Annotated in this window: 22 protein-coding genes; 6 read left to right on the top strand and 16 right to left on the bottom strand. The window is 38.0% G+C overall.

Annotated elements, in window-relative coordinates; translation table 11 throughout:
- Positions 1 to 24: 24 nt before the first annotated feature.
- Positions 25 to 891 (top strand): DMT family transporter, encoded by an 867-nt coding sequence (locus tag KQI83_RS13405; protein WP_216559045.1) that lies wholly within the window; start codon positions 25 to 27, stop codon positions 889 to 891.
- On the opposite strand, the gene KQI83_RS13410 is transcribed toward KQI83_RS13405, so the two are convergent.
- The 8 genes from KQI83_RS13410 to KQI83_RS13445 form a co-directional block, all read right to left on the bottom strand.
- Positions 888 to 1,973: an ABC transporter ATP-binding protein gene (locus KQI83_RS13410; protein ID WP_216559047.1), complete on the bottom strand. Its 1,086-nt coding sequence runs from the start codon at positions 1,971 to 1,973 to the stop codon at positions 888 to 890. The two genes, KQI83_RS13405 and KQI83_RS13410, sit on opposite strands and share 4 nt — an antisense overlap.
- A gap of 17 nt (positions 1,974 to 1,990) precedes the next feature.
- Positions 1,991 to 2,719: an HAD family hydrolase gene (locus KQI83_RS13415; protein WP_216559050.1), complete on the bottom strand. Its 729-nt coding sequence runs from the start codon at positions 2,717 to 2,719 to the stop codon at positions 1,991 to 1,993.
- Between the two features lies 1 nt (position 2,720).
- On the bottom strand, positions 2,721 to 4,220 hold the full coding sequence (locus KQI83_RS13420) for a CehA/McbA family metallohydrolase (protein ID WP_216559053.1): 1,500 nt from the start codon (positions 4,218 to 4,220) through the stop codon (positions 2,721 to 2,723).
- A gap of 8 nt (positions 4,221 to 4,228) precedes the next feature.
- Positions 4,229 to 5,530 (bottom strand): ABC transporter substrate-binding protein, encoded by a 1,302-nt coding sequence (locus tag KQI83_RS13425; RefSeq protein WP_216559056.1) that lies wholly within the window; start codon positions 5,528 to 5,530, stop codon positions 4,229 to 4,231.
- 52 nt (positions 5,531 to 5,582) lie between these two features.
- Positions 5,583 to 6,419, bottom strand: coding sequence for a carbohydrate ABC transporter permease (locus KQI83_RS13430; RefSeq protein ID WP_216559059.1), 837 nt, complete (start codon positions 6,417 to 6,419; stop codon positions 5,583 to 5,585).
- A gap of 15 nt (positions 6,420 to 6,434) precedes the next feature.
- Positions 6,435 to 7,316 (bottom strand): carbohydrate ABC transporter permease, encoded by an 882-nt coding sequence (locus tag KQI83_RS13435; protein WP_216559064.1) that lies wholly within the window; start codon positions 7,314 to 7,316, stop codon positions 6,435 to 6,437.
- Positions 7,313 to 8,665 (bottom strand): MATE family efflux transporter, encoded by a 1,353-nt coding sequence (locus KQI83_RS13440; RefSeq protein WP_253295634.1) that lies wholly within the window; start codon positions 8,663 to 8,665, stop codon positions 7,313 to 7,315. The genes KQI83_RS13435 and KQI83_RS13440 overlap by 4 nt, the downstream gene beginning before the upstream one ends.
- Before the next feature lie 113 nt (positions 8,666 to 8,778).
- Positions 8,779 to 9,660 (bottom strand): MurR/RpiR family transcriptional regulator, encoded by an 882-nt coding sequence (locus tag KQI83_RS13445; RefSeq protein ID WP_216559067.1) that lies wholly within the window; start codon positions 9,658 to 9,660, stop codon positions 8,779 to 8,781.
- A gap of 285 nt (positions 9,661 to 9,945) precedes the next feature.
- Between KQI83_RS13445 and KQI83_RS13450 the strand changes: the two genes are divergently transcribed.
- Entirely contained in the window at positions 9,946 to 10,827 is an 882-nt protein-coding gene (locus KQI83_RS13450) for a LysR family transcriptional regulator (protein WP_216559070.1), read from the top strand.
- Between the two features lie 10 nt (positions 10,828 to 10,837).
- On the opposite strand, the gene KQI83_RS13455 is transcribed toward KQI83_RS13450, so the two are convergent.
- From KQI83_RS13455 to KQI83_RS13475, 5 genes are all read right to left on the bottom strand, one after another.
- The gene (locus tag KQI83_RS13455) at positions 10,838 to 11,158 is read right to left on the bottom strand and encodes a branched-chain amino acid transporter permease (protein ID WP_216559074.1); all 321 of its coding nucleotides are present in this window, start codon (positions 11,156 to 11,158) and stop codon (positions 10,838 to 10,840) included.
- Positions 11,151 to 11,864, bottom strand: a complete 714-nt coding sequence (locus KQI83_RS13460; protein ID WP_216559077.1) for an AzlC family ABC transporter permease — start codon at positions 11,862 to 11,864, stop codon at positions 11,151 to 11,153. The genes KQI83_RS13455 and KQI83_RS13460 overlap by 8 nt, the downstream gene beginning before the upstream one ends.
- Positions 11,861 to 13,009, bottom strand: coding sequence for an ATP-binding protein (locus KQI83_RS13465; protein ID WP_216559080.1), 1,149 nt, complete (start codon positions 13,007 to 13,009; stop codon positions 11,861 to 11,863). The genes KQI83_RS13460 and KQI83_RS13465 overlap by 4 nt, the downstream gene beginning before the upstream one ends.
- Before the next feature lie 114 nt (positions 13,010 to 13,123).
- Positions 13,124 to 13,483 (bottom strand): heavy-metal-associated domain-containing protein, encoded by a 360-nt coding sequence (locus KQI83_RS13470; RefSeq protein ID WP_216559083.1) that lies wholly within the window; start codon positions 13,481 to 13,483, stop codon positions 13,124 to 13,126.
- Positions 13,484 to 13,590: 107 nt separating this feature from the next.
- Positions 13,591 to 14,484 (bottom strand): helix-turn-helix domain-containing protein, encoded by an 894-nt coding sequence (locus KQI83_RS13475; RefSeq protein ID WP_216559086.1) that lies wholly within the window; start codon positions 14,482 to 14,484, stop codon positions 13,591 to 13,593.
- A gap of 296 nt (positions 14,485 to 14,780) precedes the next feature.
- On the opposite strand from KQI83_RS13475, the gene KQI83_RS13480 reads away from it, so the two are divergent.
- The 4 genes from KQI83_RS13480 to KQI83_RS13495 all read left to right on the top strand — a co-directional run bounded on the left by KQI83_RS13480 (position 14,781) and on the right by KQI83_RS13495 (position 18,148).
- Positions 14,781 to 15,683 (top strand): DUF2935 domain-containing protein, encoded by a 903-nt coding sequence (locus KQI83_RS13480; RefSeq protein ID WP_330622430.1) that lies wholly within the window; start codon positions 14,781 to 14,783, stop codon positions 15,681 to 15,683.
- A gap of 134 nt (positions 15,684 to 15,817) precedes the next feature.
- Positions 15,818 to 16,627: a transporter substrate-binding domain-containing protein gene (locus tag KQI83_RS13485; RefSeq protein WP_216559092.1), complete on the top strand. Its 810-nt coding sequence runs from the start codon at positions 15,818 to 15,820 to the stop codon at positions 16,625 to 16,627.
- A 36-nt stretch (positions 16,628 to 16,663) separates the two neighbouring features.
- Positions 16,664 to 17,350: an amino acid ABC transporter permease gene (locus KQI83_RS13490; RefSeq protein ID WP_216559095.1), complete on the top strand. Its 687-nt coding sequence runs from the start codon at positions 16,664 to 16,666 to the stop codon at positions 17,348 to 17,350.
- A gap of 12 nt (positions 17,351 to 17,362) precedes the next feature.
- On the top strand, positions 17,363 to 18,148 hold the full coding sequence (locus KQI83_RS13495) for an amino acid ABC transporter ATP-binding protein (protein WP_253295635.1): 786 nt from the start codon (positions 17,363 to 17,365) through the stop codon (positions 18,146 to 18,148).
- 57 nt (positions 18,149 to 18,205) lie between these two features.
- On the opposite strand, the gene KQI83_RS13500 is transcribed toward KQI83_RS13495, so the two are convergent.
- The 3 genes from KQI83_RS13500 to KQI83_RS13510 form a co-directional block, all read right to left on the bottom strand.
- Positions 18,206 to 19,075 (bottom strand): SPL family radical SAM protein, encoded by an 870-nt coding sequence (locus tag KQI83_RS13500; protein WP_216559098.1) that lies wholly within the window; start codon positions 19,073 to 19,075, stop codon positions 18,206 to 18,208.
- Positions 19,076 to 19,209: 134 nt separating this feature from the next.
- Positions 19,210 to 20,121 (bottom strand): hypothetical protein, encoded by a 912-nt coding sequence (locus KQI83_RS13505; protein ID WP_216559101.1) that lies wholly within the window; start codon positions 20,119 to 20,121, stop codon positions 19,210 to 19,212.
- A 14-nt stretch (positions 20,122 to 20,135) separates the two neighbouring features.
- Entirely contained in the window at positions 20,136 to 21,731 is a 1,596-nt protein-coding gene (locus KQI83_RS13510; RefSeq protein ID WP_216559104.1) for a C13 family peptidase, read from the bottom strand.
- Between the last annotated feature and the right edge of the window lie 158 nt (positions 21,732 to 21,889).

Below are 21,889 nucleotides of genomic sequence, written 5' to 3' on the forward strand. Positions count from 1 at the left end.
TTATTAAGGAAACGAGGTATGATTATGTCTGAACGAAATAAAGGTATTTTATACATTATTCTTGCAGCATTATGCTTTTCTCTGATGAGTTTATTTGTACGCTTATCGGGAGATATTCCTGCCATACAGAAAAGTTTTTTCCGTAACCTGGTGGCACTTGCCTTTGCTGCAATTATTTTACGAAAAGAAAAAATCCCCTTCCGTGCCGGAAAGGGTAATACCATCTATCTGCTTTTACGAGCCGGTTTTGGTACACTGGGTATTTTTTGTAATTTTTATGCTATCGACCATCTGGCTTTGTCTGATGCCAATATGCTAAATAAGTTGTCTCCGTTTTTTGCCATTATTTTTTCTTATTTCTTATTAAAAGAACGAGCTGCTTTTTATCAGATTATGTGTGTCATCGTTGCCTTTATAGGAACGCTCTTTATCTTGCGTCCCGGATTTGACAGTCTTGTAACTTTTCCTGCCTTTATCGGACTTCTGGGCGGATTAGGTGCAGGTATCGCCTATACTATGGTGCGCATTTTAAGTGGACGTGGTGTAAAGGGACCTTTTATCGTGTTCTTCTTCTCCACTTTTTCCTGCCTTGCCGCACTTCCTTACTGTATATTCCATTACACACCGATGAAACCCTGGCAGCTTGGTTGTTTACTGTTAGCAGGACTGGCAGCCTCCGGCGGACAATTTTCTATCACAGCAGCTTACTCCCATGCACCTGCAAAGGAAATCTCTGTCTATGACTATACACAGATTATTTTTTCTTCCCTTTGGGGCATTTTGTTCTTAGGTGAATTTCCGGATTGGATTAGCATTACCGGTTATCTTATTATTTTCGCCGCATCCCTTAGTATGTTTTTGATACGCCGTAAAAATGAAAGGGTGAGCTAGATTCTTTTTTCTCGTAACTTATCAAAAAGGTGTATCTTTTCCATATCAAATGTGAATCGAATCGTATCTCCTCTTCGGACAGTCGTATCTGAAGGAACTCTTACTGATATTTTCTGTCCGGCGTATGTGAGATACAAGTATACATAATCTCCCAGCATCTCATATACTTCCACAATACCTTCTAATTCTCCCTTGGGTGTCAGTAAAATATCTTCGGAACGAACTCCTGCCATAATATTTTGATTGATATAGTCTTTTTTTCTGAGTCTTTCTGCCGTTTCTTCCTTGAATGGCAACAATGCATCTCCTATTCGAATATGCAATACCCCATTTACCGGTTCACAGACACTTTCAAAAATATTCATAGGCGGTGTTCCTATAAATCCTGACACAAACAGATTCGCCGGATGGTCATAAAGTTCCTTCGGTGTTGCTACCTGCTGAATCTCCCCATCTTTTAACACTACGATTTTGGTCCCAAGTGTCATAGCTTCCACCTGATCATGTGTCACATAGATAAAGGTACTGTCCAGCTCCTGATAAAGTTTTGAAATTTCTCCGCGCATTTGATTTCTCAATTTTGCATCCAGATTGGATAATGGTTCATCCATTAAAAATACTTTTGGTTTTCGCACCATGGCACGTCCCATTGCTACACGTTGCTTCTGTCCACCGGAAAGTTCTTTCGGCTTTCTGTCTAATACCTGCTCTAAACCTAACTTTTCTGCTACCTCTTCTACTTTTTTACGAATCTCTGCCTTTGGAACTTTTTTCAATTTCATACTGTAAGCAATATTATCATATACTGACATATGTGGATAGAGCGCGTAATTTTGAAATACCATTGCCATATCACGATCACAGGAAGGTGTCTCATTCATCCGCTTTCCATCTATCAGAAGTTCTCCATCCGAAATACTTTCCAATCCTGCAATCATTCGCAAAGTGGTAGACTTTCCACACCCGGAAGGTCCTACAAAGATAACAAATTCCTTGTCTTTGATATCCAAATCAAAATCCTTTATTGCCATTACTCCATCTTCAAATGTTTTGTACATATGTTTTAACTGAATCTCTGCCACAGTATTTCCTCCTTAAATCAAATTCTATCCAGCAATTCCGGTAACTCATGAATAGAATTAATCACATAATCTGCTTTATCTTCAAAATCTTTCTTTTCACTCACGCCACTTAAAACTCCTATGGCAACTCCACCATTTTTCTTGGCAAACATCATATCATTATAAGTGTCACCTACTACTGCAATTTCTTCCGGTAACAAAGAAAATTGTTCTGCAAATTCTAAAAACATTTCCTTATCCGGTTTGGGTTTTCTTCTGCCATCATCTGCACCGATATAATCAAAAAAATGTTTCACTCCTATGGAATCCAGACAGCTTTCGGCAGAAAGCTCTGTATCCGCCGTCGCAAGTCCTATCACAATTTTTCTGGATTTTAAATTTTCCATAAGTACATTCATATCTGTAAACAACTGAAACTTTGTACTCTGACTGGTGACATTTTCATTAAAAAGTTCTTCTAACTGCTTTCTTGCCAGAGGAACCGAAACTTCAATTCCCCTTTTTGCAAGAGCACTGCAAATATCCTCTGCAATTTCTCCGTAGGATTTGTAAGCTAATGCCCCTTTCGGGTCGACTTCTCCCTGATTTACTCCCATCGTCTGAAGCAAGTGTTCCACCATCTCTTTGGAATCTTCCATTCCGTTTTTTCTTAAAAATACCGGAACAACTGCGGTTGCCGCCTGAAGCCAAAGAGAAAAAAAATCCACCAGTGTTCCATCTTTATCAAATAATATTCCTTTTATCATGTCAGTGTTCTCCCATTGCCTTCCATATTTCTTCTACTCTGCTGTAATTAGAACGCATGCTTCCTGACCATACCGGATTTGTATATGCTAAAAATTCTCCCTGCTTTCCTCTTACCTCCAGTCGCACCCAGTTCCAGATACTACTGTCCATTTCAATTTCTGCTTTTATACAGTAATTTCCGGTGGAACTTTCCTGTACTTTTATCTGTTGTTTTTCTCCGTTTTTTATAATAAACACCGTTGGCTCTTCCGATATTCCCAGCAACTGGGCTTCATAAGTAAGAACTGTTTTTTCCTTGTCTGTTTTGATTTCATCTCCCGGAAGATACTCTTTTCCTTCTGCATAAATTTTCGGTTTCACTTGACAATATCTTGTGACACACATGTGTCCTTTTTTCACTTGTTCCATAAGGTTTTCAGGAGATAATTCTTCACAAAATACATAGGTAGCTGGATCTCCCGGAATAGATGGAAGATTTGCTCCTTCGTACCGTTCTTCTTCTAAATTATGAGAATCACTTCCTCCTACGCCCCAGATTTTATGTCCATCCATCCAAAGAGCATCTAAAAAACGAATCGCCTCATCATTGGAAGGTGGTGCATCCTGATAGGTAGGATCATTGATAATTTCCACACACTGAAAATCTTCCAGACTTGTCTTTCCATACTGCCATTTCCATATGGTAAGAAATGGATGATTCAAGCTGACAATCCAGTTCTTTTTCTTAGCTTCTTTCATGGTTGCTTCTACATATTGTTCCATCTGAGGAGTTCCATTGGTTCTTACAATATCTAATACATGTTCCGGCATCTCGGTAATTCCAAACAAGTTAAAATGTCCCCTGTCTGTGGTTATTTCAATTCCCGGCAGCACACAAATATCGGTATCACACCATCCTGTATGTATCAGGTTATGCTCTGTTGGTACATAAAAATCCATTTCCATTTTTTTTGCCTTTTCCATGGCGTGTACCGTGGTTTCTTTTCCATCGGATAATCGTGTATGGGTATGCAAATCTCCCTTATACCATCGTGCTTCTTTCTGATATTTTTCTTTCCAGTTATAATTTTCAAAAGACATCTTGGGAGTGCCTTCTTCTACCCATACCTGTGCTCCGATAGGGTCTGCTATTGGAATTTCCCTGTCTGTAAGTACCACCTCTAACACCTCTGTTTTATCTCCAAGGCGTTGTTGTACATATTCTGTAAAAATGCCAATTCCAAGTTTCCATTCTCCCTTGGAAACTTTTCCCGGTACGCCACCAATGGTAGTATGTTCTCCATCGATACCTACAGCTAATTTCTGTTCTCCATATCCTAATAACTTTTGCAAACGTATGACACCTGTTTCGTCCCACAAAATCACAAATCCCATATAGCGACATTCTTCCGGCATTTTGATTTCTAAATATAATGTTTCTAATTCATAAGGAACCCCAAAGGATTCCTTATGAAAATTGTCTGCCTCACGGCTAATTGTAAAATTAATATTTTCTCTCATAATTTTGTTTACTGCATACTATCTAATGCTTCCTGTGCTGTTTTCTGTGCTTCATCCAATGCTTCTTTTGCCGGTACATTTTCTAACTCTACTTTATCTGCTGCAATCTTTAATGCATCAAAAATCTTTCCTCCGGTTGGGTCTGTCAATGCAGGTGTTCCATGGGATGCCTGAGAAATCGGTACCAATGCCTGTGGATTTTCCTCGGTATATGCTTTAAAGTCTGCTACTTCCAGTGTAGACTGACGAACTGCTACATATCCGGTTGCCATTGACCATTTTGCCTGATTCTCCGGTGTGGTAAAATACTTCATAAATTCATACACTCCCTGTTTTGTCTCATCACTGGAGCCTTCTAACATAACAAGCTGTAATGCATCTGCTGTTGGTGCAGAAGGATTATTGTTAAATCCCGGCTGTTCCATTGCTGCTACTAAATTAAAATCAAGGTCTGCCTGATCTCCGGAAGAACCTGTATATCCGCCTGCCTTATTTTGAAGCACATCATCGATAGTGGTATACCAGTATTCCCAGCCTTGTCCACCGGAATTAACTTTCATAATCTTATCATCATGAATCCACTGACGGAAGGACTCCCATACTTCTACCCACTCATCAGAGTTAATCATTACTGTTTTTCCATCTTCGCTTAACAGAGAAGCTCCATTACTCAATGCTGCATCTACCAGGTTGGCACTTCCCCACATTGGTTCCCATCCTACAAAAGAACCATCTGCACTTGTCATTGTCTTAGCTGCTTCTGCTAAATCCTGCCATGTTTTCATAGAGCTTGGATCAATTCCTGCCTGTTCAAATGCTGCCTTGTTGTAATACAATACTTGTGTGGTTCCATATGCCGGCAATGCAAAAACTTTTCCATTTTCATCCACACCCTGATCATAGAATACACTTAAGTAATCATCCTTTTGAAAATCAGAATCTTTTTCTATGTATTTTCCAATGTCTGCTACCAGATTTTTCTCAGAAAGATTTCTTGACTTATCCACATCCAACAATGCCATATCCGGTGCTTTCTTTCCGGCAATTCCAGCCTGAAGCTTTTCGTATGTTTCTGTATAATCTGCCTGTGTGGTAGTCTTAACTTCATATTTATCCTGAGATGCATTAAACTCATCTACGATATCCTGAAATACATTTACCGCTGTCTTTCCACCAGAATACCAAAAGTTAATCTGAATCTTTCCATCTGCTGTTTTTGTTGTTTCCTTAGCGCCATTGCTTCCACATCCGGTAAGCAATCCTGCAACCATTGTCATTCCAAGCAATGCTGCTAACAATCTTTTTTTCATGTTTTTCTCTCCTTATTTTTGCTGTTTGCTATTTCTATATATAAAAGGGTTCTTACCCCTTCATACCGGTATCTCCGCCGATTCCGTTGATAAACCACTTCTGGGTAAATGCAAAAAGAATCAGCAACGGTAATACAATTAAAGCACTTCCCGCCATAACCAGAGGCCACTCTGTTCCATAAGCTCCTCCTTCAATAAAGAACTTTCTCAGTCCCTGGGAAACTAAAAGTTTCTCATCGGAATCTGTAATTAAAGACGGCCACATATAACTGTTATAACAAGTAATAAAGTTCATAAGTCCAAAAGTGATAAAGGAGGACTTTGTCATGGGACATACTACCTGCCATAAAATTTTCCATCGGGATGCTCCATCAATCCTTGCTGCCTCAATCACTCCCATAGGCACCTGCATAAATGCCTGACGTAACAGGAAAATTCCGAAAATGCTGACACAATTGGATATAATCAATCCGGTAAATGTATTTAACAAATTCCAGTCAGCCAAAATAATGTAACTTGGTATATAGGTTGCTGCTGTAGGAAGCATATAAGTTCCCATGATAATGGCAAACAACACCTTTCTTCCCTTAAACTTCATAAACACAAGGGCATAGGCAATCATAGCTGCTGTTACAATCTGGATTGCCAGTGTAATTGCTGATACAAATAAACTATTCCATACATACTTTAACAAGGGTGAATGAAAAATAACTTCATAAAAATTATTCCATTGAAACTCTGCCGGAAAAAATTTTGATACATCCATAATTTCTGCTTTTGTTTTTAAGGCACTTAATACCATCCACACAAAGGGAAATGCTGTAAATATACTGAACAGAAACAATAAGCATACTTTTCCTGTTTTTTGTAAACCTGTTTTTATTTTCATATTCCTTTTGCCTCCTTAGTAATGTACCCACTTCTTTGAACCTGTGAACTGCACTACCGATAATAAAACGGTTATCAATATCAATACAATTGCTACTGCGGTTGCCTGTCCCATATTGAACTCTTCAAATCCAAGCTGATAATACATATAAAGTAATGTTCGGGTACTACCGGAAGGACCTCCCTGTGTCAATATCTGAATCTGATCATATGCCTGTAGGGAATTTACCATGGTAATAATCATCAAGAAAAAAGTGGTTGGAGAAATGCATGGTATGGTCACATCACGAAATCTCTGCCAGCTTTTCGCTCCATCCATTCCACTTGCCTCGTATAACTCTTTTGGTACCTTTTCCAACGCTGATAAATAAAATATCATGGCATATCCAAGACTTTTCCAAACGGTTACGACAATAACTGCCAGCATAGCGGTCTGAGAACTTTTAATCCACTGAAGTCCCGGTAAACCGAAAAATTTCAAAATTGCATTGGCAATTCCATTATTCGGTTCATAAATCCATGTCCATACAATAGAAACTGCAACTGTTGGCGTAATCCATGGGGAAAACAAAATAAATTTAATCAATCCACTTCCCTTAAAGGACTTTTGCAAGAGCAATGCCAATAATAACCCCAGTACAATGGTGGGAATCAACGTTCCTAAGGTAAATACCACGGTATTCCACAGTGCATCGTAGAATTGTTGATCTTTGAATAATGCCTTAAAATTATCCAAAAACACAAATTGATAGGTAGGTGACATATAATCCCAATCCGTAAAACTAATATAAATAGATCTTAAAATCGGATAAATCCAAAATACAATGAGGGGTATTAAAGCCGGTATCACAAAAAGCCATACGCTACCTATTTTTCTAAATGTCAGTTTCTTTTTCATTTTTTATCCTTCCTTCGCTTTTCTAACAACATCATCCATCTATAGATAAGAAGCATGCATACCGCTGTAAGCGGAAATGAAAACCATACTCCTTTTATTCCTGCAAATGCGGGCAACAGATATAAAAGAACGGGAGCAATCACTATACTTTCGATATAAGTAAGAAATATTGCTTTTTTCGTCTGCATTGTGGCATTTAGATATGCTGTATTGAATTTCACAAATCCAATGAGCAAAAATGCTACTGCACTCACATTCATTCCCCATCCAAAATATCCTAACGCCTCTCCGGACAATCCAAACCACCTGCCGATATGGGGCACTAATAAAATCGTTGCAAACGTTGCTGATACTCCAATTACTGCTGCCAGTCCATACGCTGTTTTTTGAATCTGCCTTACTTCGGTTGGCTTATCTGCTCCGTGATAGTAACTCAACAACGGCTGTGTCCCATCACCGATTCCTGATAGCATATACTGTACCGGGAATGTAATATAGGAGATTACCGCATAACACGCTACCGCCTGTTCTCCACCATACTTTAAACACTGCCAATTGGTAAAAATCAATGTAACAGATGGGGCAAGTGACATTCCAAAAGCGGTGATTCCGGTTTTTACGGTGTGATAAAACAATTTCTTTTCTAAATATGGTTTTATCCTTTGCCGCTTACATAAAAGAAGGACGCTGATACAGACAACCACCCCCTGAGCGGTTACTGTTCCATAAGCAACACCTTGAATCCCTAAATTTTTCTCAAATAACAGATAATAATCCATTCCGATATTGGTAAACAATCCGGTAATCATACTTATCATAGCTCCAATTGCCATATCCATATTTCGTAAAATAGGAAGTAGTCCTGTACCTAGTACCTGAAGAACACTTCCTGCTACAATAATTCCACTGTACCTTTGTGCTTCTTCATACACCCTGCCTTGTGCGCCCAATATTTTCAAAAGAGAGGGATAACACAGCAAAAACAACATCGTTACTAACATTCCCACTACTACTAACAAAGTAACCGTATGATTTCCCGCCTCTTTGCTTTCTTTCTGTTTGCCTTGTCCCCGATAATTGGAAACCAATACACTTCCACCAGCACCGATTCCAATACCGGTTGCGGTAATCACTGCTGTAATGGGCCATGCAATATTGATAGCCGCAAGTCCAATATCTCCTGTTGCTCTTCCAATAAACAATCCATCTATCACACTGTACATTCCTGACAATGTCAACGAAGCAATGGTGGGCAAGGAATCTTTTAAGATTTTTTTCAGCATGATGATTCCTTTCTGTCGCTTTTCTTCACGTCCTGCATCATAGCACATCTTTTTTCTGTCAATCATCAAATCTATGTAAAATTTTGGTAAACGAATTTTACTCTAAAATGCAAAAAATCGGAGCAATGCTCCGACTTTTTGATGCAATAGAAAATTGCGTTCTATTTCTTTTTTTTACTCTATTTTGCACGTTCTGAAATGTCTTCTTCAAATTCTCTGGTGGATTTACTCAACTGTTCACTAAACCGCTCCATATCACTTTCCATAATTGCTGCACAAAGGGTATCTACAAAGGCAATTTGTGAAATTCGGGATGCAATCCACTTACTAACCTGATGGGCATAAATCGTAGGTGTTACAAACACATAATCTGCTGTTTCTGCCAGAGTAGAATGTTCATCTCCTGTAACTGCTACGGTAACTGCCCCACATTGCTTCGCCGCCTGTAATGCTTCAATAACTGCTATGGTCTCTCCGGAAATGGAAAAACTCACTGCTACATCTTTTTCTCCTAAATGACCTGCACTGATTTTCTGGAAAAACAAATCCGAATAATTTCTGCTGGTAAGTCCTAAATGTAAAAGTCTTCCGGAAAGTTCTGCTGCTGCATTGGCAGAATTATCCGTTCCATAAACATCAATGATTTTTGCCCTTTTCATTACCTTTACTAATTGGTTTAACTGATTCATATCCAGTTTTTCTGCCATATCGGCAATCATTTGGATATCATCTCGAATAATCTGAAGCACCCCGCTTTCCTTGAATCCGCTTTCCTTGAATCCGTTTTCCCGCTCCCCGGTATTTCCTGTAGATTCAAGGGGTATCATATCCTTATCTCCCCCTGCACTCTTCCACACCTGATGTTGAAAGTCTGCCCACCCCTCGTATCCACATTTTTTTAACATTCTTAATACGGTAGGCTGCCCCACCTGTGCTCCACTGGCACATTCCCGAATTGTCATAGTTCCGGCTTGCTGTTCTTCTTCTAATAAGTAATCTGCCACTTGCTGTTGCTGTTTACTGAAACTTGGATAGTGCATCTTCAATTCTATTTTCCACATACTTTTTCTCCTGTTTTGCGTAGCATTGCTCCGATTTTTCTTTTTTCATTATAGCACAGCAGATTTTACAAAGTATGGGATTTTACGAAGATTTTACACAAAAACTTAAAAAAACAACCTGAGGTCTGCACTCCTCAGGTTGTCCTGCTTATATCAAATTTTGTCGATAGCTTTTATTGGCTTGTGTTTCTAACACAATTGTATTATACTTTTTTATTGTCGATATGTAAAAAGTATTTTTGATATTGTCACCATATCATTTTGGTATAGTACTAGGAGGTTTTTATGGTAAATTATGATTATTACCGCATTTTTTACTTTGTTGCACAATACAAAAGTTTTACCAAGGCTGCTGAACTGTTAGATAATAGCCAGCCCAATATTACCCGATGTATGAACAATTTAGAGCATGAATTAAACTGTAAGCTCTTTGTTCGTTCCAATCGTGGTATCACCCTTACTCCAGAGGGACTACGTTTATATGAACATGTCTCCATTGCCTACGAACAGCTTTTAATCGGAGAACAGGAGCTGCAAAGAGACAAAAGTCTTGAAAGCGGTTTGATTCACATCGGAGCAAGCGAAACAGCCCTGCACCTTATGCTTTTGCATAAACTGGAGCTTTTCCACGAGAAATATCCACATGTTCGTTTAAAAATCTCTAACCATTCCACGCCACAGGCAATCACTGCTCTGCGAAATGGTCTGGTGGATTTTGCCATAGTAACTACTCCTTTAAACATAAAAAAACCTCTTCAAAAGATTTCCCTTTCTACTTTTCGTGAAATCTTAATCGGAGGCTTAAAATATGCTGATTTTGCTTCGCAGGTTCACAATTTAAAGGACTTAAATGACATTCCTTTTGTCTCTCTTAGTACAGAAACCAGTACCCGAGAGCTCTATATTGAATACTTTTTGCGCTACAATCTTCCTTTCCAGGCGGATATGGAAGCTGCTACCACAGACCAGATTCTTCCTATGATTCAGCATAACCTTGGAATCGGATTCTATCCAGAGGCACTTGCTCAGGAATCTATTGCAAGAGGGGAAGTAGTTCCTATCCAATTGGTAGAACCTATCCCGGAACGAGAAGTCTGTCTGCTGTGGGACACTACTCATTCACAAAGTATTGCTGCGCAAAAATTAAAGGCTTCTCTGCTCACCTAATGTTTTTCTCCTATATAATATGTAATAAAATCATGTAGCAGGCAGTCCCCAGGATAATACTGAAAAATGTATTCTTTTTCCATAGATAGGTTCCTGCTACCACACCTACTGCAATTAGTTTTTGCACTCCGCTTTCTAAAAAAGAAACCGGCACATCCTTTAAACAATACACTATTAATACTGCCATAATTGCAGGTGGCAGTATTTTCCCTAAATATTGTATTTTATCCGGTATTTCTTTTTTGCCGAGCAGGGTAAATGGCAATGCCCGCAAAAAAATCGTACACACTGCTCCCACACATATATACAAAAGGATTTTCTCATTACTCACATTCTGTCTCCTCCTTTTGTATTTTCTTTTCTAATAACAATAGTAATCCTGAAACCAGAATCAATGCAGGTAGTATGAAGTTACCCGCTCCAAATATCAAAAGGCTCAAAATTCCCGTTCCAAGTCCCAATAATGCCGGAACATGATGTTTGGCTGCCTTCCACTGGTCTATAAAAATCACCACAAACAACGCTGTCATACAAAAATCGATTCCCTCTAATTCCATGGGTAGCACTTGTCCCAACACACCGCCTAACACAGCACCAAACATCCAGGAAATTCGACTGAACAACGCTACATAAAGCATTACATTTCTACGTTCCTCTTCACTTTCAAACAGTTCTTTTTTTTCTGTCAGAGCACAGTTTACCGCATAAGTTTCATCCGTCATAGTATGAATCATGTAGGGATATTTTTTTCCCATATTTCGGAAATCTTCAATAAAACTCAATCCGTAAAACACCTGTCTGCTATTCATAAACAGTGCCGTTAATGCTACTGTTACAATAGAAGCTCCGCTACTTAAAAAAGTAACCAGAACAAATTGAAAGGTCCCTGTATACACCGTAAGACTGGTAAACAGCGACCAAAACCATGCAAATCCGGCTTCTTCCATTACAATCCCATATGCCATACTGACAAAGAGATAACTGCATGTAATAGGCAAAGACTGCCGGGCTGCAATTTGTATTACTTTCTTTTTCATTCGTAATTCTCCAGGAAATGATGCTTTTCACCATTTTGCTTATACGCAATTATCGTACTTAAATTTACATTTTCTACGCTTTTAAAGATATTGCTTTCTACAAATGGATTTGTCTTTTTCATTTCAGCAATAAGATTCTTCACTTCCATACGCTTCGATACACTGCTTCCGTCCGGACGGCATGTGGTACAGGTATCGGTAAAGCGACAGGCACACTGAATAAAATGAAGGTCGTTATAATCTCTCCAATGCTTAATATCATCTTCACGAATATAATACATTGGTCGAATCAGTTCCATTCCTTCAAAGTTGGTACTGTGAAGCTTTGGCATCATAGTCTGTACCTGTGCTCCATATAACATTCCCATTAAAATAGTCTCTATCACATCATCATAATGATGTCCCAATGCTATCTTATTGCATCCTAATTCTTTTGCCTTGTTATATAAATGTCCTCTACGCATTCTGGCACACAGGTAACAAGGAGACTTTTCTATTTCATATACTGCCTCAAAAATATCAGACTCAAATACGGTAATTGGAATATTCATGCGCTTTGCATTGTTTTCGATTACCTGACGATTGGCTTCACTATATCCCGGGTCCATCACCAAAAAAACCAAATCAAACTTTACTTTATTATGTCTGTGCAGCTCCTGAAACAGCTTTGCCATAAGCATGGAATCCTTCCCTCCGGAGATACAGACTGCTATCTTATCTCCTTCCTGTACCAGCTCATAATCACGAACTGCCTTTGCAAATTTAGAAAACAATTGCTTATGGAATTTCTTTCGAATGCTCTTTTCAATCTCCTCTGCAGAATGTTCTTCCGACTTCTCTGTCTCTTTCATGCGAGACAATAACCATCCCATATAGCCGCCTTGCAAACTATATGCCTGTATGCCGTCTTTTTGAAACTCTTCTGCCTTTTCTTTGCTGAAGATTCCCTTGGTGCAATAAAAAATGACTTTTTTTTCTTTAGAAATCTTATCATTTTCCGTAGTTAATTGTTCTTCCGGAATATGAATTGCTCCCGGAATCATTCCATAATTTACTGCTGATTCATCCCGAATATCAATTAACACATAACTATCTTTTTCAAGGCTATTTACTTCCTGCCATGTTATTTCTATATTTTCCATCATATCTCGTCTTTCTTGTAAAGCATATTTCCCATAATTTTAATAGGTATTATCTTCTCTATTATATAGACTTGTCCCGAAAAACTCAACACGTTTTAGAAAATATGTACACTTCTTCTATCGTTCAATCTTTAAAACTTCAAATCCCGCATTTTCTACCGCTTCGATTAGTGCTTCGTCCGGAATTTCACGATCCATTTCTACCACTGCTTGTTTTTTCTTTAAATGAACTCTCGCACTTGCACCTTCGATTTCATTGATATTTCTCTCTACACTATTTTTACAGTTATCGCAGTGCATTCCTTCAATGGTAATAATCTTGGTATATAATGCCTCTACTTTCTTCTTTTTTTGCTTTGGAACAGAATCTCCGCCACCTCCGCAGCATCCACCTTCTCCTTTAAAATGTTTTACGCCGGAACGCAAACTCAGATACCCTATTATAATTAAAACTCCTACTACAATTGCAGTTGCCATTTTCATTCACTCCTTCTGTGATATATCGTTCGTTCACACTAACTACTATATCACAAAAATAAATTTTTGCATCCCCTTGCTTTTTGTTGATAAAAATTATCATTTACCTATTCCGACTTATTTTTCTTGTTATTTAAAATCAATGTGACAATTCCGCAGATAAGACCGGCCACCGCATATGCCACCCAGTTAATATACCACAAATTAAAGCAAAATCCGGTAATCATATAAATAATGGTTGCTACCAGCATAATGCATCCACACCATACTCCGATTCCTTTATCTGATTCTTTGTCTTTTCTATTTTCCTTATTATAAGCTGCAATATCATACTTTTCTTTTTCCAGACCAGCATAGGTTAAAACGCCAACTCCAATTGCCACAAACACCATAAATATTCCATAATAAAAGTCTTCTGTCATTCCTTTTGCGGTTGGTAAACTGTCTCCGTTCATTCCAATTAAGAACCCAATTAAAATCACGCCGATTCCAACAGCAATGTGAATTGGAAACTTTTCTTCAAAATGCTCTTTTTCCTTTTTGGAATAAAACTCCGGTATTACCGGATGATTCTTTCTATATTGGTCATGTTGTATACCTGCTACTACAAATACTAATATTGCTACAATAGCTGTTGCCCAAAATATTGTATTTACCACTGCTTCCATGACTCCTATGCCTATCAGCAATTCATAAGATGCTACTGCCAGGATAATAAGTATTACCCCAGCTGTAATACGCTTTCTTCTTTTTTCCATATGAATATCATAACTTTGAGTATCTTCCACTTCCTGCTCACTGACATTTTCCCGCATAAGGGTGTCCATGCTGCAAGAAAACAAATCACATAGTTGCAATATCTTTTCCATCTCCGGATAAGAAGCTCCTGCTTCCCACTTGGATACGGTCTGTCTGGATACCTCTAACTGATCTGCTAACTGCTCCTGGGTCATATTTTTTCTCTTTCTATAAAATTGTAAATTTTCTCCGAATAAACTCATATTTTCTCCACCTTTTCGTTTTTGACTTTTTCCTTCTGCGTTTCCGGTAGCCTTATCTTAGATTAGCATGAGTGTAAAGTCTATAAATTTTCTGTTGCTTTTGCGTATTTTCATGTAAACTTGCGGTTGCATTGCCCTAAAATAAGGGGTTTTCGCTTATTCATTATACAACAAAACCTTACTGCTTTAAAACTAAATTTTAGAAATACAAAAAATAATACCTAACTCATTTTCCACTTTTTCATATACTATAAAGACTATAAAAAGAAAAGATATGAAACAATATGGAAAATTATGTGATTTTATCAATAGAAACCCACTTATTTTTTGCCCGCATTATGAAAGAGCATGCTCTTTTTCTAGAAACAGGATTTCCCTGTAAGGAGGAAGAATGGATAAAAAGAGCCGACTGGTTTCGGGAGCAGTTTGAAAATCTCCTTCGTGATACCTTAAGTATCGGTGATGGACGTATCAATCATTGTGTCACCAAATCTGATGAATTAGTAACGAAGTTTACCATACCAGCCGAAAAAAGAACTTCTGATTTGAGCGGTGTTCCTATCGACAGTGAACTTTCTGCTGCTGCGCAAAACCTCCGCTCTCTATCCGGCAGGCAAGACTTTCGCCGAATGGTTCCATTGGTTCACAGACTAAATGAGCGAGCTTTTCGCCTATTAAATGGTTTCATTGATTTTAAAGAAAACATTTTAAAAGAAGTAGGAAATTGCAAACTTTTCACTACAAATTATCCACTATTAATTAAACATATATTGCGAGAAGCAAAGTTATATCGTGCTACCATAGAAGAATTAATGCAAAACAATCGTCCTTCCTACAAAAACTTACGAAAAACCGAGGACTTCTGGAATCAGATTATGATGGAACACGCCTTATTTATTCGAGGCTTATTAGACCCTTGTGAAGAACAGCTGATTGATACTGCCGATAACTTCTCCAAAGAATACTGTGAACTCTTAGAACAGGCACGATGTCAGGATACGGCTGCTACCGAATTAGCAGAACGTTCTCTGAAAGAAACTTTAAAATACCGTGAATTTAAAGAAGCCGGTACAGAAGGTATTTTAAACTGTAAAATTGATTCTATTATTTTGCCTCTTCTTGCTGACCATGTACTTCGAGAAGCGAACCACTATATCCGTCTTTTGGAGTGTGACAAACCTGTTTCCCATTCTTGTTAAATCTTCCTTCCCCTTTATGATAATACAATCATCATTTAATTTTATCCAATTGCTTGACTTTAGTATATTAGATTGATAGTATGGTAGCGTAGCATTTTATTACACTATTACTATTTTGGAAGGAAATTTAAATTATGAAAAAGATAATCGCACTTATGATGACATTATTCATGGCTTTTTCCATGACCGCCTGTGGAAATTCCGACAGCAAGGACGCTTCTTCTAATACTGCTGGCAAAAGCGACTTGGAATATGTAAAAGACAAAGGAACTTTAGTTGTAGGTATTACTGACTTTGAACCAATGGATTACAAAGACGACAATGGAAACTGGATTGGTTTTGATGCTGATATGGCAACTGCTTTTGCAAAAAGTCTTGGTGTTAACGTTGAATTTGTAGAGATCGATTGGGATAACAAAATTCTGGAACTTGATGGAAAGACCATCGACTGTGTATGGAATGGAATGACTCTTACAGATGAGGTAAAAAGTTCTATGGAATGCTCTAAAGCATACTGCAACAATGCTCAGATTGTTGTTCTTCCAGCCGACAAAGCAGACCTGTACACAGATACCGATAGTCTTTCTGCACTTTCCTTCGCAGTAGAAGCTGGAAGTGCCGGAGAAGAACAGGCTAATTCACTTGGTTTAAATTATACTTCTGTAAAAGCTCAGTCTGATGCTGTTATGGAAGTAGCTGCCGGTACTTCCGATGCTGCTATCATTGATTCTCTCATGGCTGCCGCTATGGTTGGAGAGGGAACAAGCTACGCTGATTTAACCTATACACTTCAATTAAACAGTGAAGAGTATGGAGTTGGATTCCGTAAAGGTTCTGACCTTGCCGCTGCTCTTAATGACTTCTTTGCCTCCAGTTATGCAGACGGAAGCATGGAAAAATGTGCAGAAACTTATGGTGTTCAGGCTGCTATCGCAAAGCAGTAACTTATAACTATATTGTAATAGAAAGTAGGAAAACACATGGAACAGATTCTGAATCAGCTACCAATTGTTATAAAATCATTAAATATTGGTTTTCTACAAACACTAAAACTTTTCTTCGTAACACTAATCGGAGCCTTTCCCCTTGGGTTAATTATTGCTTTTGGCTCTATGTCCCGCTTCAAGCCTCTAAGTTACATTACAAAAATTATTGTCTGGATTGTCAGAGGAACTCCTCTGATGATTCAGCTTCTGATTATTTACTATTTTCCAGGTCTTGTATTACATAATCCAATCTGGGGTGGTGGTGAAACAGGACGTTTTCTTGCTGCATCTGTGTCCTTTATACTTAACTATGCCTGCTATTTTTCTGAGATTTACCGCGGTGGAATTCAGGGAGTCCCTGTAGGTCAGGAAGAAGCAGGACTTGTTCTTGGTATGACAAAGCGTCAGATTTTCTTTAAGGTCACACTGCTTCAAATGATTAAACGTATTGTTCCACCAATGTCTAACGAAATTATTACTTTGGTAAAAGATACTTCCCTCGCCCGCATCATTGCTTTGCAGGAAATTATCTGGGCAGGTCAGGCATTTATGAAAGGCTCTCAGGGAATTTCCGGTGCTATCTGGCCTCTATTCTTTACCGCTATTTATTACCTTATCTTTAATGGTATTCTAACAGTTCTTCTTGGACGTTTAGAGAAAAAACTGAGTTATTTTGAATAGGAGGCACAAACCATGGCAATTTTAGAAGTAGAACATATTCGTAAATCATTTGAACATACAGAAATATTAAAGGATATCAGCTTTTCTTTAGAAAAGGGACAAGTTGTTTCAATTATCGGCTCCTCTGGAAGCGGAAAAACAACATTGCTTCGCTGTTTAAACTTTTTGGAGCGACCGGATACCGGTATTATCCGTGTAAACGGTGAGACCTTATTTGACTCTGATAATCCTACTACACAGCAGGAATCGGAAATTCGCAAAAAACGTCTCCATTTTGGCTTAGTTTTCCAATCTTTTCACCTGTTTCCCCAATATACAGCATTAGAAAATATCATGTTGGCAAAACAACTTTTGGCAAAAGAACAACCGGATTACCGTGCAAGGAAAACAGAAATACTTGCTGAAATCAAGGAACAGGCAGAATCCTTATTGATTCAGATGGGATTGTCCCAGCGTATGAATAACTATCCACATCAACTTTCCGGCGGTCAATGTCAACGTGTAGCAATCGCGCGTGCCCTTGCTCTTCAACCGGATATTCTCTGCTTTGACGAACCTACTTCGGCTCTGGATCCGGAGTTGACAGGAGAAGTTCTGAAAGTAATAAGGGAACTTGCGAACCAGAATACTACTATGATTATTGTAACTCATGAAATGGCATTCGCCCGTGATGTAGCAAATCATGTTATTTTTATGGATGATGGTTATATTTTAGAACAAGGTACTCCCACACAGATATTTGAACATCCGTCTGAGGAACGTACTCGGCAGTTCTTGTCACGCTTTACCCAAGGGTAATCTTTCATGACACCTCTGAGTCACGAAAGAGTCCAATAAGCGGGCGAACAACTTCCCTTAAAATAAGGTAAGTTGTTCGCCCGCTTGTTTATCTTCAAACTCTGCCATATATTGAAATAACGTATCTGCATCATAAATAATATGATGTTTTCTACATTCTTCCCTTAGGATTTGCAATAATTGTGCCTGTTTTGGCACCGGCAACTCATACGCATTTCCATATGTGTGTATATATCTTTCCTTCATTCTCGGAAAGTATTGATCCAACTTACGATAAAAATACTGCCTGTCTCCATCCCGCAATGTTACACCGATACCAAACTGCATGATACCGTATACCTTTGCTTCTATACAATATTTTAGGATTCCGCAGATATTTTCCTCTGTATCATTAATAAATGGCAAAATGGGAGTCATCCAACATATTGTAGGTATTCCCTCATCTCTTAAAATATTTAGTACTTCAGCTCGCCTCTTCGTAGTGCAAACATTGGGCTCTAATATTTTACACAAGTTCTCATCATATGTAGTAAGTGTCATCTGAACAACACATTTCGTCTTTTGATTAATCCGTTTTAACAAATCTAAATCTCGTAAAATCAAATCTGATTTTGTCTGAATTGCCAATCCAAATCCATATTCGTCTATCAATTCCAAACATCTTCTGGTCAGTTGCAATTTCTTTTCGGCGTGTAGATATGGGTCGCTCATAGCTCCCGTTCCTATCATACACTTATTTCTTTTTCTGCGAAGCGCCACTTCCAACAGCTCCGGAGCATTTTCCTTTACTGCAATATCCTCAAAGGCATGCTCCATCTGATAACAAGTACTTCTAGCATCACAATAAATGCAGCCGTGCGTACAGCCACGATAGAGATTCATTCCATTTTTAGGGGATAAAATTGATTTTGCCTGTATGGTATGCATGTGTTAGTGCTCCTTGTGATTTATTTTTTTAATTGTCACTATAAAATACACCTCAAAATGTTAAAATATTTTTTCCAACATTTGAGGTGTACTTCATTTCAACAACTCACTAGATTGCCTAAAAAATCATATTTCTAATTTGTAAAAATAGTCGGAGTATTTACTGCAAAACAATATGTTCTTGTGTCTGCAAGTCTTCCGTCTGGCGTATAGGACTCATAATGCACCCAATAGTTTCCCTGTTCAGGGGACCATGTTATCCAATTGGATGTATTTTTAGAATCTGTCAAATATACCCACTGTTTCGTATCTAAATTGTATATTTTGAACTGTAATGTTGCATCTGAATTGCCCGCTGTTACACCTAATAAAATTTTATCGGCATCCCAGCCTGCATAAGTTCCTGTGATTTGTGAATTTCCAGCTACATAATGAAAAGCCATTGTTTGAGAAGTAGTTGCCAACTTGTCTTCTGATCTCATACTGCAATGTAACCAATAATCACCATTTTCACCTTTCCAATCCACCCAGTTACTAGATGACCAATCCTGAATGGTTGTCCATTCATTCTTGGCAATATCATATACTTCCCACTTGAACTGTGGATTTGAATCCTGTGTATAATATGCAGATCCTACTGCTATTGAATCTCCCCTATACTCCCAGGTAAATCCCTTTAACTGTACATAATATCCATCTGGAAAATCAGATGCAATTCCCGCTCCCAAAGTATGATTTCCTACTGTTCCTGCTGGAAATGTATATTCCATAGTATTACCACTTTTATTTGTTCCTTCAACTAACTTTCCATCTACCTCAAATCCAACCACATCTTCTCCACCATATGCATTAGTCAAAGTATAGGTTGCCGACTGCTCAGACGGATATGTATATACACCAATTGGTGTAACCGTCGCAGCATTACAAATAAGTGTAGTGTCTACTGTATAGGTACTCTCTTCCTTTGATGTATCTTCTGCAAATACAAAACTACTCTGCCCTACCATTAACATTGTAGAAATAATAATAGCTAATCCTTTTTTCATAATATTTCTCCCTTCTAATATCTTCCATAAATGACAAAATTACTATTTTCCGGATAAACAACCTCGTGACTTCCTTTTACCTCTGTCAAAATTCTTGGATATGCATACTTATGAAGTTCGTCTAATGTAACTTTTCCATCATTATTGGCATCTGCTTCCATATTTATTGCTACACTTCTCGAATAATCCCAACCAAATGCTCTAGTCCAATATTGCGTTGATATATTTATCATTGGATAACCATATGATTGCTCATATTTATTTGCAGCACATACAACTTTATATTTAGGTGTAGCTAACTCTCCGCTATTTACTGAAATATCTTGAAAAGCATTTACAAAAGCACCCATGGATACATTTATATCATCATCGCTTATATCCTGTACACCTAACTCAATATCATTACTTTGAATCAAATTACCAGAGTAGCAACTTGTAACCATAATTACAACTGTTCCTTTAATGTATTCATCAAACAAATTTCTCAGTTCTTTCGGTGTATATCCTATGTTCTCTGAGTCCATATATATTCTTCCATCGCTTCCTCCATGACATGTAATATATATATAGCTTACATCATTATCACTAGTTTCTTGAAATGCTGTCTTTACCTTTTGAGCAATTTGAGATTTTGTTCCGTTTCTTATATAATCTATACTACTATATTGCATTCCTCCAAAATTGGCCCATGCCAAAGTATTATACATATTATCAACATCTTTAAAAAATCTTGTGCCTGGATTCTGAGCTGTTGCACTTTGATTTCCTATCAAAAGAGCTCTTCGTACAATCGGAGAACAAGATATCGCAATTGTACGCGTATCTGCCAGTCTTCCATCTCTCGTATATAATTCATAATGTATCCAATATGTCCCAGTTTTTGCATACCATGTTACCCACTGGCTTCCTCTATTCGAAACAGTTGACCACTGTTCTAAGTTCACATCATATATTCTAAATGTATACGTTAATCCTACTGTACTTTCTGTCGAATCGCATCCTAATAAAATAGATTGATCTCCATTACCTATATCTCCTGCATAGGTTCCAGAAATTTGTGTATTTCCTGCTACATAATGAAATGCAATTGTACTACTACGTTCTATTGCTCCATCACTAGTTCTTGCTGTACAATGTAACCAGTAGTCTCCACAATCGGTCTTCCAACTTGCCCAATTCCCATAATTCCAATCAGCAATAGTAAACCATTGTCCTGTATTAACATTATACATTTCCCATTTGAACTGAACATATGGATCGTTTGTTGAATAAGCAGTTCCCACATCGATATAGTCAGATTGATAAATCCATGTCAAACCATCTAATGTAAGATAATAGCCGGAACTTTCCTGTTCCAAGTTTTCCACTGGATTTTCTTCTTGTTCATCCACTGTTTCAACTATTTTCGCTTGCTCTGCTGGCATTTCTATCTGTTTTTGTGTTTCTTCTGCCACAGTGTCATCTACGCTATCCTTATCTGTTTCCGTCTGCTCTAACTCAACTTGTGTTGACGATACTGTTGTATCTTCTGCAAATACAAAACTACTCTGTCCTGCTAACATCGTCATGGAAATAATAACCGCTATCCACTTCTTCCAAAAATTTTTCACAACTTTCTTTCCTCCCTTTTCATTTGAATTATTTCTACGATTATTATTGTAACATAACCTCTTTTTTTCTTCTACAAATCACACTATCTTTTTGAACAAAATCTTGATATTTCATGCAAACTTTTTACTAAATATTTTTCAGGAAATATCATGTTTTT

Source organism: Roseburia sp. MSJ-14 (genome assembly GCF_018918225.1).
Classification (GTDB): Bacteria; Bacillota; Clostridia; order Lachnospirales; family Lachnospiraceae; genus Petralouisia.